This is a genomic window from Shewanella sp. H8 (assembly GCF_040285065.1).
GTDB lineage: Bacteria > Pseudomonadota > Gammaproteobacteria > Enterobacterales > Shewanellaceae > Shewanella > Shewanella polaris.
Window position 1 is genome coordinate 1,876,962 of sequence record NZ_CP157213.1, and the last position, 15,503, is coordinate 1,892,464.

The 15,503-nt window shown below is 38.8% G+C and carries 17 protein-coding genes; 6 read left to right on the forward strand and 11 right to left on the reverse strand.

The features are described from left to right. The first annotated feature begins 444 nt into the window (after positions 1-444). Positions 445-1,164: a fatty acid metabolism transcriptional regulator FadR gene (gene fadR / locus ABIS04_RS08210; protein WP_137227283.1), complete on the forward strand. Its 720-nt coding sequence runs from the start codon at positions 445-447 to the stop codon at positions 1,162-1,164. Between the two features lie 300 nt (positions 1,165-1,464). Here the strand turns inward: fadR and sodB are convergent, their stop codons facing one another. After that, positions 1,465-2,049 (reverse strand): superoxide dismutase [Fe], encoded by a 585-nt coding sequence (sodB, locus tag ABIS04_RS08215; RefSeq protein ID WP_350433134.1) that lies wholly within the window; start codon positions 2,047-2,049, stop codon positions 1,465-1,467. A 235-nt stretch (positions 2,050-2,284) separates the two neighbouring features. On the opposite strand from sodB, the gene grxD reads away from it, so the two are divergent. Continuing rightward, complete coding sequence (gene grxD, locus ABIS04_RS08220; RefSeq protein ID WP_011637214.1) at positions 2,285-2,626, forward strand: Grx4 family monothiol glutaredoxin; 342 nt, start codon at positions 2,285-2,287, stop codon at positions 2,624-2,626. Positions 2,627-2,726: 100 nt separating this feature from the next. Here grxD and ABIS04_RS08225 read toward each other — a convergent pair whose 3' ends face one another. Then, positions 2,727-3,956: a uracil-xanthine permease family protein gene (locus tag ABIS04_RS08225; protein WP_350433135.1), complete on the reverse strand. Its 1,230-nt coding sequence runs from the start codon at positions 3,954-3,956 to the stop codon at positions 2,727-2,729. Between the two features lie 251 nt (positions 3,957-4,207). Between ABIS04_RS08225 and ABIS04_RS08230 the strand changes: the two genes are divergently transcribed. Continuing rightward, positions 4,208-5,305, forward strand: coding sequence for a DUF2066 domain-containing protein (locus ABIS04_RS08230; protein WP_140234019.1), 1,098 nt, complete (start codon positions 4,208-4,210; stop codon positions 5,303-5,305). A 153-nt stretch (positions 5,306-5,458) separates the two neighbouring features. Further along, a complete protein-coding gene (gene hda, locus ABIS04_RS08235; RefSeq protein WP_137220996.1) occupies positions 5,459-6,169 on the forward strand; it encodes a DnaA inactivator Hda in 711 nt (236 codons plus the stop codon). Between the two features lie 89 nt (positions 6,170-6,258). On the opposite strand, the gene ABIS04_RS08240 is transcribed toward hda, so the two are convergent. From ABIS04_RS08240 to ABIS04_RS08250, 3 genes are all read right to left on the reverse strand, one after another. After that, positions 6,259-6,633 (reverse strand): DUF2069 domain-containing protein, encoded by a 375-nt coding sequence (locus ABIS04_RS08240; RefSeq protein WP_140234021.1) that lies wholly within the window; start codon positions 6,631-6,633, stop codon positions 6,259-6,261. Positions 6,634-6,644: 11 nt separating this feature from the next. Then, the gene (gene arsC, locus ABIS04_RS08245) at positions 6,645-7,001 is read right to left on the reverse strand and encodes an arsenate reductase (glutaredoxin) (RefSeq protein ID WP_350433136.1); all 357 of its coding nucleotides are present in this window, start codon (positions 6,999-7,001) and stop codon (positions 6,645-6,647) included. Between the two features lie 97 nt (positions 7,002-7,098). Further along, positions 7,099-8,532 carry a M48 family metalloprotease gene (locus ABIS04_RS08250; protein ID WP_240778494.1) on the reverse strand — a complete coding sequence of 478 codons (1,434 nt, stop codon included), beginning with the start codon at positions 8,530-8,532 and terminating at the stop codon, positions 7,099-7,101. Positions 8,533-8,695: 163 nt separating this feature from the next. Between ABIS04_RS08250 and ABIS04_RS08255 the strand changes: the two genes are divergently transcribed. Further along, complete coding sequence (locus ABIS04_RS08255) at positions 8,696-8,911, forward strand: sulfurtransferase TusA family protein (protein WP_137220986.1); 216 nt, start codon at positions 8,696-8,698, stop codon at positions 8,909-8,911. Positions 8,912-8,943: 32 nt separating this feature from the next. Then, entirely contained in the window at positions 8,944-10,026 is a 1,083-nt protein-coding gene (locus ABIS04_RS08260) for an AI-2E family transporter (protein ID WP_137220984.1), read from the forward strand. A gap of 228 nt (positions 10,027-10,254) precedes the next feature. Here ABIS04_RS08260 and ABIS04_RS08265 read toward each other — a convergent pair whose 3' ends face one another. The 6 genes from ABIS04_RS08265 to ABIS04_RS08290 all read right to left on the reverse strand — a co-directional run bounded on the left by ABIS04_RS08265 (position 10,255) and on the right by ABIS04_RS08290 (position 15,492). Then, positions 10,255-10,491 carry a DUF2897 family protein gene (locus tag ABIS04_RS08265; protein ID WP_137220982.1) on the reverse strand — a complete coding sequence of 79 codons (237 nt, stop codon included), beginning with the start codon at positions 10,489-10,491 and terminating at the stop codon, positions 10,255-10,257. Between the two features lie 74 nt (positions 10,492-10,565). Then, positions 10,566-11,303, reverse strand: a complete 738-nt coding sequence (gene kdsB / locus ABIS04_RS08270) for an 8-amino-3,8-dideoxy-manno-octulosonate cytidylyltransferase KdsB (RefSeq protein WP_137220980.1) — start codon at positions 11,301-11,303, stop codon at positions 10,566-10,568. A gap of 87 nt (positions 11,304-11,390) precedes the next feature. Beyond that, complete coding sequence (kdnB, locus tag ABIS04_RS08275) at positions 11,391-12,461, reverse strand: 3-deoxy-alpha-D-manno-octulosonate 8-oxidase KdnB (RefSeq protein ID WP_137220978.1); 1,071 nt, start codon at positions 12,459-12,461, stop codon at positions 11,391-11,393. A gap of 72 nt (positions 12,462-12,533) precedes the next feature. Continuing rightward, the gene (gene kdnA / locus ABIS04_RS08280; protein ID WP_137220976.1) at positions 12,534-13,718 is read right to left on the reverse strand and encodes an 8-amino-3,8-dideoxy-alpha-D-manno-octulosonate transaminase KdnA; all 1,185 of its coding nucleotides are present in this window, start codon (positions 13,716-13,718) and stop codon (positions 12,534-12,536) included. A gap of 200 nt (positions 13,719-13,918) precedes the next feature. Next, positions 13,919-14,536: a carbonate dehydratase gene (gene can / locus ABIS04_RS08285; protein WP_137220974.1), complete on the reverse strand. Its 618-nt coding sequence runs from the start codon at positions 14,534-14,536 to the stop codon at positions 13,919-13,921. Between the two features lie 107 nt (positions 14,537-14,643). Beyond that, a complete protein-coding gene (locus ABIS04_RS08290) occupies positions 14,644-15,492 on the reverse strand; it encodes an alpha/beta hydrolase (RefSeq protein WP_350433137.1) in 849 nt (282 codons plus the stop codon). Positions 15,493-15,503 lie beyond the last annotated feature (11 nt).

Consider the following 15,503-nt stretch of genomic DNA (forward strand, 5'->3'; position numbering starts at 1 on the left):
ATGAGTTTAAACATTCAATTCAATCGAATTGAGGGCTTTAGCCAACTTTTTCTCTTATTAATAAAATATCTTGTTATAGCGAATAATGTGTTAACAACAAATTTGCCTAAATTGACAACGGTTATATTGTATTTTTTGTCATATAACGTAAAAAAATAATTTGTAACCTTGTTGTCACTGTGGGGAACATTACGTAATGCTAACAAAACAACTACATGAGTATATACTAAACTTATTGACTATTATCACTAAAATTGAATATCTGTTGATGATAGTGATGGTGTAATGTGATAAGTATTCAACTTTTGTGATATTTAAATAACAGAGCTGTTCGAAAATCAGCCGTAATGAACATGGAGATAAACAATGGTTTTTATTTTCTACCGCTCTGGTATGATCAGATGTAATAGTTCGCCATTCTTTTGCAATAGGATATAAAGGTTGATGATCATCAATGCCAAAGGGCCCGCGAGTTTTGCCGAGAAATATATTGTTCGTTCTATATGGGAAAATAAATTTCCACCCGGATCAATTTTACCTGCTGAACGTGAACTCTCTGAACTTATCGGTGTTACTCGTACAACCTTAAGAGAAGTACTGCAGCGCCTAGCACGTGACGGCTGGTTGAAAATTCAACATGGTAAACCTACCCAGGTGAACAACTTTTGGGAAACATCTGGATTAAATATTTTAGAAACCATTGCAGATTTAAATCCTGATGGTTTTCCATTATTAGTCGATCAGTTGATGGCTGCGCGAGGTAATGTAAGTAATATATATTTCCGTGCATCAATCCGTCACAATCCTGAAAAAGTGGTTGATGTATTGGCTGGTATTCACAGCTTAGAAAATGATGCAGAAGCGTATGCCGCATTCGATTACAAGCTTCACCATACATTAGCTTTCGCATCTGGAAACCCTCTATATGTGTTAATTTTAAACGGATTCAAAGGTCTTTATAATCGAGTCGGCCGCTATTATTTTTCAAGCCAAGAAGCCCGTGAATTAACAATGCGTTTTTATCTTAAATTAGAGAAATTGGCTCAGGATAAAAATTATCTAGATGTGCCCGCATTAATGCGCACTAATGGTATTGAAAGCGGTAAAATGTGGCAAAAGCTACGTGATGATTTACCCGCTGAAATGGGTCATGACAACAGTTAACGAGTCGTTAATCGTGATGCATTAATCGTTAATTACGAATACTACTTTTTGATTTACCCGCTTGGGATATCAATTCATATCTAAAAACCAATCACATTGATTGGTTTTTTTATGTGATTAATGTTGAGTTAGTACTTGAGTAGTCGACAAACAGTGGGATTGTGTATGCTGATTAAAGCATTTAACCGGGAAGTACTGAGGTGAATGTTAATATAAGCGGATAAGTCATCGTACTTATGGTCGGAAAGCACATAAAAAAGGAGCCTAAAAGGCTCCTTTAGTTTTTGCTGTTAATCTAAATTAAGCAGCAAAGTTTTTATTAACAAATTCCCAGTTAACAAGCTGCCAGAAGTGAGCTAAATAATCTGGACGCGCGTTACGGTAATCAATGTAGTATGCATGTTCCCACACATCTACAGTTAATAAAGGTGTTACCGTTTCATCAGTTAACGGTGTTGCTGCATTGCTTGTGTTAACAATAGCTAACGAACCGTCAGCTTTTTTCACTAGCCATGTCCAAGCACTACCGAAGTTGTTGACTGCAGAATCAGTAAATTTAGCTTTAAATTCTTCAAAAGAACCAAAAGAAGCATTGATAGCAGCAGCGATATCGCCAGTTGCTTCGCCGCCAGCGTTAGGTGCTAAACAGTTCCAGTAAAAAGTGTGGTTCCAAACTTGAGCTGCATTGTTGAACATACCACCAGTTGAAGTTTTAATAACTTCTTCTAATGTTTTGCCAGCGAATTCAGTTCCCTCAACTAAACCATTTAGTTTAACCACATACGTGTTGTGATGCTTACCATAATGGTATTCAAGGGTTTCTTGTGAAATGTGCGGTTCAAGTGCGTTCTTTGCAAAAGGTAATGCTGGTAGTTCGAAAGCCATTAGTATCTCTCCATGGATTCAGGTTATCGTTTTTGTTTACCCATCAGGTAACATTGCTCTACTGCTATTGTACTGATTATTTTTGTGATGTGAATCATTGTTTAGGGAATTATGTGGATTGCACTAATCGATTTTATGGATTTTAGATTAACCTTACAAACAGTGGCATTTTGTTCTTTGTCTAGGTGTCGTACAATAGCTACTATGTGTTCAGTCGTCGTACTTAGGAAATCAAATGGAAACTGTAGAAAAGATTAAACAGCAAATTAGCGAAAACCCAATTATTGTGTACATGAAAGGTTCACCTAAATTACCAAGCTGTGGATTTTCATCTCAAGTTGCTCAAGTGATGATCAACTGTGGTGAACAATTTGCGTTCGTAGATATTTTACAGCATCCAGATATTCGTGCTGAATTACCAAAATTTGCTAACTGGCCAACATTCCCACAATTATGGGTAGAAGGCGAGTTGATTGGTGGTTGTGACATTATCACTGAAATGTTCCAAAAAGGTGAACTTCAACCAATTATTAAAGCAACTGCTGACAAATTTCGTACAGAAGATGCCGCAGAGTAATTGCCAATAAACGAGTGTATTGCACTCTCAATAAAAAGCCCCAATGCATATAGCGTTGGGGCTTTTTTAATATTTATTTCATGGTACAACGGTGAAAAATTTACGCCTCAGTTTGCGACTTTTTCACGGCAGGTAAAATCAAGTTCATCATTATAGCGACGATACCGCATAAGCTAATACCTGTTAGGCTAAATGAGCCAATACCAAACGCCATTCCGCCAATACCAAATACTAACGTGACCCCGACGATACTCAGATTACGGGGTTCTGATAAATCGACTTGATTACGAATTAAGGTATTTAATCCTACAGCGGCAATTGAACCAAACAATAAGCACATAATACCGCCCATTACCGGAACGGGAATAGTTTGCATCATGGCGCCTAATTTGCCGACAAATGCCAACGTGATAGCAGTGATAGCAGTCCAAGTCATGATCCGAGGATCAAAACTCTTAGTTAATGTGACTGCACCAGTGACTTCACTGTATGTTGTATTTGGTGGACCACCCAATGCCGATGCTGCAACTGTAGCAATACCATCTCCCATAAGAGTACGGTGTAAACCTGGCTTTTTAAAATAGTCTTTACCCGTTACATTGGAAATGGCTAAAATATCACCAATGTGTTCTACCGCAGGCGCAATAGCCACAGGGATCATAAATAAAATGGCATGCCAGTTAAACTCTGGGGCAACAAAATTTGGCATAGCTAACCAAGCTGCTTGGCTTACTGGGGTAAAATCGACAATACCAAAAGCAAGGCTGACACCATAACCTACAAGAATACCGGCAAGAATAGGCATTAAACGAACCAATCCCTTAGCGAAAATGGCGACCACTATCGTTGTTATTAATGCCGAAAGAGAAATCATTAATGCAGTATTTTGTTCAACAATGATAATGCCGCCATCGCCACTTTTACCTAATGCCATATTAACTGCAACAGGGGCTAAACCTAAACCAATGATCATAATCACTGGCCCCACTACAACGGGAGGGAGTAAGGTATGAATGAACCCTGTACCACGAAGTTTTACTGTTAATCCCAGTAGCATATAGACGCCACCGGCAGCCATTAAACCGCCCATGGTGGCGGGAATACCCCATGTTTGTACACCATATAAAATAGGAGCAATAAAGGCAAAGGAGGAGGCTAGAAAAACAGGGACTTGACGTTTAGTGACTAATTGAAACAGTAGGGTACCGAAACCGGCAGTGAATAAGGCAACACTTGTATCCAAACCGGTTAATAACGGCATTAGCACTAGCGCACCAAAAGCGACAAATAGCATTTGTGCGCCTTGTAGCGGAATTAACACGCGTTTCATATTGTTCTCCATCATTATTTAGAAAGTTAGCGTGTGGTTAAACGGCGCGAATTGTCACATAAAAACATTAATATTCATAACAACTTTGAGGACTCTGTAGCGATTATAGTTATTCGATATGGCTACAATGTTTGGTCAAAGTGACCTTACTGCAATCGTATTATGAAAAAGAGTTTACGTTCTTCATTACTCGATAGAATTTTATTATGATATAATTTGTTCACTTATATTTGCTGCGTTTATGTTATCAGATGCTGAAAAAACTAATTAATCTCATTGTGTTATCTTTGGTTGCATTAACTGCTATTGCGACTGTACATGCTGCTGAAGTTGGCAAACTGGATGAAGCCGATATTGCGGTCAGTTCACGTGCAAACGATGTTAAAAATAATGCCTTAAAAGAGGCGTTAGCGGCCATTTTTTTGAAAAATTCAGGTTTGCCGAGTGTTGTATTAAATCCATTAATTAAAGCTCAAATTGATACACCTGAAGTTATTCTGACTCAATATGGTTATTATGAAAAAAATGGTCAATTAATGCTAAAGGCTAATTTTGATCATCAAAGAGTCATTTCAACATTACGCCAAGCAGGCTTACCTGTTTGGGGGAGCCAACGTCCATTAACCCTATTGTGGATGTCAGTTGAAGAAAACAATGAACCCACTATTTTAGCGGATGGGTCCTCGGCTGATATTCGCGCTGAGTTGGCTCAAGAATCCAGTAATAAAGGTATACCATTATTACTGCCTATTATGGACTTAGATGATGTTATGCGAGTCAGTATTACTGATGTGCGCGGTATGTTTACTGATGTATTAGCCAATGCATCGACTCGTTATCAAGCGGATTATTTTGCTATTGCAAATATAGATGCATTTGGCAATGAAGTGCGTTTTTCTATCAAATTATTTGATAAAAATAGAACTAATGGTGTGTTACAACCATTAGTTTCATTGCAAGATAATGCTGTTGATTATAAACAAGCAACTAAGCGAATGATGAATGCATTGGCTGATTATTATATTAGTCAATATGCTATTGCCTCTACAGGCCGTGATGTTGCAACCCGAGTTAGCTTTACTGGGGTAAATAACATGACTCAATTGGTACATGTTGAAACTTATCTTCGTCAATTAAGTGCGGTAAAGTCGATAAAAATCAGCCAGTTTAAGGGGGACTCTGCTACATATACAATAGAATTGTTTAGCAGTGTAGATGATTTACAACGCTTACTTAATATTGATAGTCGACTATCACAATTGGATACTGTGGGTAACGTAGATTCATTTTATGAGCCTAAAGATGGCGACTCTAAACCAAAGTTGATTTATCAATGGTTAAGCCTATAAGGTTTATCAATAGTCACTCTGTGCAGTATATTTGTACAGAGTGAAATGCTATATCTAGTTAGTGTTATGTGTAGTCTTATTACCTAAACTCGCATAATGAAATGACTTAGGTATAATGATGTTAGTTCGTTTATGATTTTGAGACCTATCTGAGTGACACAAAACTCACCGAGACAATTATCTTTACCCGTTTATTTACCTGACGATGAAACCTTTCAAAGTTATTATCCTGCCTCGGGTAATGATGAGTTGATCCAAAAACTTCAGGCGGTTGCTGAAGGAACATTGGCTTCTTCTTTATATATTTATGGCCCAGAAAAATCTGGCCGAACTCATTTAATGCATGCAGCTTGTGCTCTTGCCAACGATTTAGAACGTCGCACTTTATATATTCCATTGGGTATCCATGCAAGTATATCCCCAGCTTTATTTGAAGGTCTAGAATCTCTTGAATTGATTTGTATTGATGATATTGAAGCCATAGCTGGCCATCCGGTATGGGAAGAGGCTATTTTTCACTTGTATAATCGTATTGCAGAGCAACAAGATTGTCGCTTGATTGTCAGCGGTAAAGCTTCACCTTCTGAAACGGGTTTTTTATTGCCAGATCTGGTCTCTCGTATGCAGTGGGGATTGATTTACCAACTGCAACCAATGGCGGACGAAGAAAAACTCGTTGCTTTGCAACGCCGTGCAGCTATGCGTGGCTTACAGTTATCTGATGAAGTAGGGCGCTTTTTGCTAACACGTATGGCTCGTGATTTACGCACCCTGTTTGATGTACTCGATAAGCTTGATAAAGCGTCTATGGTACATCAACGTAAACTGACTATTCCGTTTATTAAAGAAATGCTTAGGCTTTAAACATTACTCATCTTTATTACTGATAGCAAAAACGCCAAATGAATACATTTGGCGTTTTTATTTATTTGTTGTAAACCGTCGTTATTAGGCTATTTCTCGGACTTTTTCTTTAATCCTAGCCCCAGTTCTCGACCGCGTTTACGGGCGTAAAATGGAAAAGTGACTAATAACACTCCAATAAGTACCGATTCAATTACCGCAAATACTAGGGCGTCGGTAGTGATATAAGCCAGAGTTAATCCATGTAATAAATACAAACACAGAATAAAACTCGCCCATGCATAAGTGTATGGATTACCTGTTAATACACCTTTTAGTGGGAACAGTAAGGGTACAATCCAAACTAGGCTAAAACCCAGTGAGTAGGTTCCGTTTAAGCCTTGTTGAATAAACCAGCCACTTAATAGTAAGAGTAATGCAAGGTAACCGATACGACTTAATTGAAACAAAGTTTGAGAGGTCATTATTTTACTCGTTACAAAATAGATAAAACATTTTCAGGCGGACGACCAATTGCAGCTTTGTTGTTTGCTAACACAATCGGACGTTCAATTAATTTAGGTGTTGCCACCATTGCAGCGATGAGTTGCTCTTCTGATAACGAAGTATCCGCCAAATTTTGTGCTTTATACTCGTCTTCTTTGGTGCGCATGAGCTGACGAGCCGTTAAGCCAAGTAGTTTTAACATCGTATGGATTTCAGCAATCGTTGGCGGTGTTTTTAAATATTCAACGACAGTAATATCCGCTCCATTTTCTTGCAGTAATGCTAGCGTTTCACGGCTTTTTGAGCAGCGGGGATTATGGTATATCGTTGCTTTTGTAGTTGTCATGGTCATAGTCCGTCATTAAATAATGGCAAACAATAAGTTGATTTATTGTTTGCCATTATTCTATCAAAGAATCACTTATAACGTGAAATTATCACGGTTATTTTAATGCTTCCATTGCGCTATCTGCTTGTCTAAATTGTCTAATACGTGCCTCTATTCGGGCTAATTGTAACGTTTGTCCATCAGAATAACGATAAGCATAATTTAGTTGATCAATTGCACCTTTATAGTTGGCCGATAAAGCCATTAGTTCAGCATTGCTGTAGTATTCGAGTGCTTTATTGTCGAGCTTACGGTATGCATCGGCCATAATTTGATACGGAAGCATATTCTGTTTATCGAAAAAGATCAGCTCCTCTAAAAGTGGGATCGCTTTTTTAGGTTGATCGGCTTCGACATAAATATTAGCTAAGTTAGTGTTGATCACTTGAGAAGTTGGTTTTAATTTTTGCTGAGCTTCTAATAATGCTATTGCGTTTATATAGTCTTTTTTCTGAGCGAGTAAGTCTGTTTTGGTGTCGATGTAAAATAAATTGTTGTCATCTTGTTTAAGTAATTGATCGATAATTATTTCAGCTTGATCAAACTTTTCTAGTCGGAAAAGGGCTAAGGCTTTGCCATAAAGTGCCGCTTCTTTAAAAGCATATTCGTTCTTTTTTAGCTGTTGTTCAAATAAAGACAACGCAGCATCATCACTTAAGCTTGAAAATCGTACTTGAATACGGGCTTTAGCTAACTGAAAATTAAGGCTATTGGGTATATAGTGCTTCGGATACTGAGCCGCTCGGTTACGCGCCTCTGTAATACGAGATTCTGGTAAAGGGTGGGTAAGTAACATTTGTGGTGGTGTGGTCGTAAAGCGATAACGAATGGCTAGTTGACCAAAAAATGTTGCTGCAGCATTGGGATCGAATCCGGCGTCGACAAGAATTTGCATTCCAATACGGTCAGCTTCTTGTTCATTTGAACGAGTATAGTTAATTTTTGCTTGCGAAGATAAAGCTTGGGTTGTCGCTAATGCAGCCATACCTGCTTGAGGTGCTGCGATGGTTAATAAAATAGCCCCTAACATCCCCACAATAGTCGCTGTCGACGTTTTTTGCTGTGCTTCTAGCGATCGAGCTAGATGGCGTTGAGTGACGTGGGTAATTTCGTGAGCTAGTACTGATGCTAATTCACTTTCATTATCTGCATTTAAAAATAAGCCAGTATGAACGCCAACATGACCACCAAAAAATGCAAATGCGTTAATTTCATCATTGCGGAGTAGAAAAAAGTAAAAAGGTGTTTTAACTCCGGTGGCATTCGCAACCAGCTTATTACCCAATTCTGATAAATATTGATTTAGCACCGGGTCATTGAGTACTGGAGCCGATGAGCGAATAACGCGCATATAGGCGTCTCCGTAAACGGTTTCCTTTTCCAAACTAAAAGTATTTACCGCAGCAGTGCCAAGATCTGGAAGATCATTGTTGGCAAAGCTGTGACCGATACTGGCGGCAAATAACACGCTAATGGCACTAGCGGTCAGTGATTTTGAAAAGGTTGATAATGATAATTTACTCAAGCGAAACCTTTAATGATAATTGAATCGAAAATTTAAGCTTAACCAACAAGTTTGCTTAAATTACATTGCTTGTGGTTTATTGTCCAAGCTAGGATAATAGCCATAGATTGTGTAAAGCAAGTTGATAATGATTTTAATTGATTTAACACCCTATGTTTGCCCTTATCCTTTGGTAAAAGTTAAACTTTTACTGAAGCAAATGAAAGTGGGTGAACAATTACATATACTCTTATCAGACCCCGGTTCACGTCGAGATGTTCCCCTGTTGATAAAAAAAATGGGTTTTGGTATTGAAATCATTGCAGATCAAACGCATTGCTTGTCATTTATCATCACCAAATAAATTGATATTGTTTAAATAAAAAAGGTTTTTCAATGCTGGAATTTTTATCTGATTGGTACAAAACCCGTTTTAGTGATCCCCAAGCTATTACATTAATGTTTATCATTATCGGGATTGGTCTTGCATTATACTTTGGTGCTGGTTTGCTTGCACCTTTACTTGTCGCATTGGTATTAGCTTTTTTATTAGAGTGGCCAGTAGCCCAGATGTCGCGGTTGGGTATAAGTAGAACGGCGGCTGCCTCAATTGTTTTGGTGGTTTTTTTGGGGCTAATGCTGATATTAATGTTGGGGTTGGTGCCGAGTATTTGGCGCCAAGGAGTGTCATTAGTTACTGATTTACCTTCTATGATCGATAAAGGCATGTTAATCGTTAGAGAGTTTAGTGCCGAACACCCTCAATTTGTGAGTTCATCACAACTGGATTCGATGATGGAAGAAATCAACAAGATGCTTGATACACAACATCTTATTGATTTAGGTAAACAAATTTTAGGTTATTCTGCGTCATTATTAGTGTTAATGGTGTACGTGATTTTAGTACCATTATTAGTGTTTTTCTTTTTAAAAGACAAAGACTATTTGCTTAAAGGCAGTAAACGTTTTTTCCCGACTAACCGTGGTTTAGCCAGTAAAGTATGGTTTGAAATGGACCAACAAATTTTCAATTATATTCGCGGCAAGGTGATAGAGATTGTGATTGTTGGCGTAGCCAGTTATATCTTTTTTGCCATCATGGGACTGCGATATTCAGCATTATTAGGCGTTCTAACCGGATTGTCAGTGTTAATTCCGTATGTTGGTGCAACATTGGTGACATTGCCTATTCTGTTAGTGGCTTTTTTCCAGTGGGGATTTAGTGCTGAGTTTGGTTACTTAATGTTGGGCTATGGTATTATTCAGGCCTTAGACGGAAACTTGATAGTACCATTATTATTTTCTGATGCAGTAGATTTACATCCTGTGGTGATCATAGCTGCCGTGTTGGTATTTGGTGGCTTATGGGGCGTGTGGGGAGTGTTTTTTGCCATACCGTTGGCTTCATTGGTGAAAGCCGTGATAAATTCGTGGCCAAATAATCAAGAATATCAACGAGTCAGATTAGACAGTGAGTAATGGTTCTGACGTACTATTAAATTAACCTGATATAGCATTATAACTATCAAAGCTAACGCCATTATGGGGTTAGCTTTTTTATTTTAATGCTGAGTAGGTATGCCATATTTATGGTGTCGCTAATATGGTTATAGCCGTGATAAAAACAATAAATAATAGCTCATTGATTACTGGGTAATTTGCATTTGTAATGTGTTATTTATGCTGCCTTGATATATCTATCGATCACTATAGCGTTTTATCTTTGCTGTCTTTATTGTCTTCTGTAGAAGGTTCTTCAGGAAGTGGCTTGTCAGCAGGTTTTTCCGAACTATCTTTTTGCACTGGTTTAAGTGTTTTGTCTTTGTGTTCGCCAAATTGTGGCATTTTAAATTTTGCCGAATACTTTAATACTGCAATATTACTGGCGATAACACCGATGACTAAAATGATAATTAGCCATACTTCATAGCCTTCTAAATTCATAGCAAACTCCAGTTTAATCTTGGTATTATTTAGCCGTGTTTAACATAAAAGCACGGCTAGATATTACATTTTTCTTAATCAACGGCTAAGCGTAATTCACACTTACGTATATCTTCAGGGGTGTCAACTTCTGGAGAATCAAATGCGCTGATAGCAATTTTAATTGTGTGACCGTATTCTAGTGCACGTAATTGTTCCAATTTCTCTATGTCTTCAAGCTTACCTAAAGGTAACTTAGCAAAGGCATTTACAAAACGCTTAGTGTAGGCATAAATACCTAAATGTTTGTAAACAGGATAATCATTAGTATCTCGACCAAATGGGATACGAGCCCGAGAGAAATATAATGCATTAAAGTTATTATCGAATACCATTTTTACATGCAATGGATCGTCTAACTCTTTTCTATCTACAATTTCAAAACCTAAGGTAGCCATTTCAAACTCACCAGGGTGACGTTTGAAAAGAGTGACAATTTGTTCAATTGATATAGGATCAATAAGCGGTTGATCGCCTTGTAAATTAACAACTAGATCGTCATCGCTAAGACCAAGTTGTTCAATAGCATCATTAATACGGTCGGTACCTGAGGCTGCATCAGGGCTGGTCATTACGACTTTACCGCCGAAAGATTCAACCGCATCTTTAATACGATCATCATCAGTGGCAACATAGATACCGTCTAATCCTTTTGCCAATGAGGCGCGTTCATAAACATGTTGGATCATGGGTTTGCCATTAATCGGGGCTAGCGGCTTGCCCGGGAAACGGCTTGAACCATAACGCGCCGGGATTAATAGAATAACTTTCATTAATATAACCTACTTGTAGTTGTACAATGGTATAGACAATAAATAAAAGGGCTCATAAGAGCCCTTTATGAATGAACTTGTCGTTTATTATATACGACGGAATAACGTCGTCAGCATTTCATCAGTCACTTTTTCTTGCCAAGTTTTACCGTAAACATTTTCCCATAATGGTCCCATGCTCTTGGTCACTGAAACCATTTTAGCAATGGTTTCATCTGGTAAATCTTTGCAGATGTTTTTTGGCAGCGTGATGTTGTGCTTCTTCATCATGTTACGGAATTCCGCTACACCTTCAGGATAGAATTCTTCTAATACGTCAAAGGCGATACAGTTACCAATACCATGGTGATAACCTAGGATATAAGATAAGCCGTAAGATACAGCATGACATGCACCAACTTGGCTGTATGCTATACTCATGCCGCCCATAAATGACGCCATCATTAGCTTGTCATCTTTTTCTGGATGATCTTCAATGTAAACTTGACGGCATAAATCCATGGCTTTTTCAGCATAAGATTTAGAAAACTCGTTTAAGAATGTGCCTTGCAATGATTCAACGCAATGGATATAACAATCCATACCTGTGTAGAACCATTGATCAGTTTCAACACCATCAATTAACTCTGAGTCCATGATGATTTGGTCAAATACAGTGTAATCAGAATTCAATCCTAATTTACGTACCGGTCCGCATAATACCGCTGTACGAGATGCTTCTGCACCAGTACCTGAAATAGTCGGTATACCAATGTGGTGGATGGCAGGATTTTTAATTAAATCCCAACCTTGATACATTGCTGAGCCGCCTGGGTTGGTCAACATTAATGATACGGCTTTAGCCACATCCATTGTTGCACCACCGCCTAAACCGACTACACTCACTGGGTTTTGTCTGTTATAGGCTTGAACTTGTTCTGTTAATGTATCGATTTGTATTGTGCTTGGCTCATCATCAACATTAACCCAAATAATAACGTCTTGGTCTTTAGTGGGAATACGAGCTTCTAAGGCTTTACCTTTATGTACGTCATCGACTAAAAAGACTACAAAACTATCATCACTAGTACGTTGTGCTGCTAATACATCATCAAGCTGAGCAAAAGAGCCACGGCCGAAGATCATTTTTTCAACTACTTTAAAATTCTTAAAACTCATTACAACAGTCTCCATTGAGATAAATACTGTAAAAAGTGCCCCACAGACATCATTGGGTGAAGGGCATTAATGCTAGGCAAAAGCTCGTTTGATGTTTTCAATACGTTCAGCAATCTGTTCTTCAGTCCAAGATAACTTAATTAGCATCGAAATGGTGCGGCTTATGATAGCGTCAGATTTTGGTGTCTTGATTTGAGTATAGTCAGGACGGTTTTCAATTAGCATAATTGGCAGTGCCGCTGGCGATTTAAGTTCTTGGATGTGTTTCCAATTCTTTAGGTAATGCCAGTTGTTAATATACCAATAAAAACAACCATCAACTTTGTTGGCTGCCAGCTTTTTATTAATTTCTTGGGTACGTTCTTCAGTCGGTAAGAAGAAGGTTAAGAAACCAGCTGAATCGCCTTCAGGATCAGGGATTTCGCGGAAAGTGACCTCTGGAATTGTTGCCATGGCATCTTTGATGGTTTTCTTGTTCTTGCGTTGAATCGCAATGATCTTATCTAATTTTCGTAACTGAGCTAAACCCATCGCGGCATTCATTTCAGAGATACGGAAGTTTAATCCCATAATAGGGTGGCTTTCAGCACCGCGATCGCTTCCTACATGGTCGTGACCGTGATCAGAAAACATGTGCGAGTAATTATAAATGTCGCTGTTATTGGTAATGATTGCTCCACCTTCACCACAGGTGATGGTTTTGACTGAGTCAAATGAGTAACAACCCACATCACCAATAGTACCTAATGCTTGGCCTTTATAACTACCACCAATAGCTTGACAGGCATCTTCTAAAATGAGCAAGTTATGCTTTTTACAGACGGCTTTGATTTCGTCCATTTTTGCCATAGAACCACACATGTGAACTAGGTTTATTGCCTTAGTACGTGGCGTGATAACGGCTTCGATGCCTTCTGGAGATAAACACAATGTTTCATCAATTTCTGCGAAAATAGGTACTGCGCCGGCCATAAATACAGCTTCAACAGAAGCCACAAAGGTAAATGGAGGAACAATCACTTCATCGCCTGCGCCAATGCCTGCTGCTGCCATCGCGGTTTGCAATGCTGCTGTACCGCTTGATACAAGGTGAGCGTGTTTAACGTTCATCTTTTCGCAAAGCAGTTGCTCCATGTCGCGGGTTTTCCAGCGATCATTGCGCATATGGTCGAAGTTGTAACGGAAGGTAAAACCGTTCTCCATTACGTCAGCAACTTCCTGCTTTTCTTCAGGACCAAATAATTCAAAACCAGGCATGGAAATAATCTCCTAAAATTTTTTGCGCATTATAGCGCCAAATAAACGCGCTAATTATAACGCCCTCTAAGGTGGTTCGCGACTTTTATTGCATATTTTTAATAACAAAAAACAAAGGCCTGCTAAAAAGCAGGCCTAAATATCTTTTATTTCATTCAAGGTGTGAGGCTAATAGCAAATAGACATTTATACGGTAAGCTTTATGGTGCAATATTACGCCCGTTAGCACGATCTATTGTCACATCTAAATCGGTCAATAAACCATTATCAATACCATAAATCCATCCGTGAATGGCGACTTCTTGACCTCGGTCCCAAGCTTCTTGCACGATATTGGTCACCACCACATTAGAGACTTGCTCCATCACGTTAAGTTCACACAAACGGTCAAAGCGTTGTTGTTCTGTCATGGGTTCAAGCTCAGCTTCATAAATACGATGAATATCACGAAGATGGCCAAGCCAATTATCAATTAGGCCCAAACGTTCATTATTCATGGCTGCACGAACGCCACCACAACCATAATGACCTACAACCATAATATGTTTTACTTTCAACACATCGACAGCATATTGTAGTACAGATAAGCAGTTTAAATCGGTGTGAATGACCATATTAGCGATATTACGATGAACAAAGACTTCGCCGGGTAATAGGTCAATAATTTGGTTTGATGGCACTCGGCTATCTGAACAGCCAATCCATAAGTACTCAGGATTTTGTTGTTTGGCAAGTTGTTCAAAAAACGTTGGATCTTCTTTATTGATCCGTTCAGCCCAACGGCGATTATTATCAAATAATGGTTTAAGAAGTTTCATTGGTGCTCAGATTATTCAGTATTTTACCAGTAAGGGCTTACTGGTAATATGTCATTTTCACGAGTATATCAGCAATGTTTGTCTATCTGGTCTATCCATTGCTTTGATTAATTAAAATTCACTTTGCTCAGAAAATCAACAAGATGCTGGTTAAAAAAATCAGCTTTTTCGATATTAGCTAAGTGGCCAGCGTGTTCAATGTGCAATAACTGGCTGCCATCAATGCAATCGTGCATTAGATAACTTTCCAGTGCCGTTCGCAAATGACCCTGTAAACCGACCGCTATCAATGTCGGTAGTGTTAATGCCTCGACCGACTCTAGGGTATCGCGTTTAAAAATAGCCATATTGGCAAACTTGAGTAACGGCGCAATTTGTGCTGGATTTACCTGAGTAAGTTGCTCGGTAAACAGCGACATCTCAATGGCTAAAGTCGAATCTTGGTGACTTAATTTACCAGCGTTTTTACTGAAAAACATTTCACTAAGTGTCGTTGCTAATTCAGTTGAAATGGCTTGTTGGTTGGCTATTTGTGCCATATAGCCTTGATATTTAATACAGTTAACTTGTGGTTCAAAGCCAACAAAGCTATTGAGCATGACTAAACCATGGATCCGAGCAGGCGCCAGTAATACCATTTCTGTCGCGATCGCGCCGCCACTTCCGTGGCCGATTAGCACGGAATTTTTTATTTCGAGCATGTCCATCAAGCTTAATATTTGCTGAGCAACATCTTGTAAGTTTTCACAGGCTTTAGGGATCGTTTGGCTTTGACCATGGCCCCAAAAATCAATTGCAATACAGCGATAATGCGCCGATAACGCGGCAATTTGAACCTGCCACATTTGACTGTTAGCTAATAAGCCATGGCAAAAAATCAGTGCTGGGCCGTCACCTTTATCGACATAATGCAGTGGTTGGTTATCGATGATCTTGCAGGGTAATAACGTTGACATAAAGGATGGCT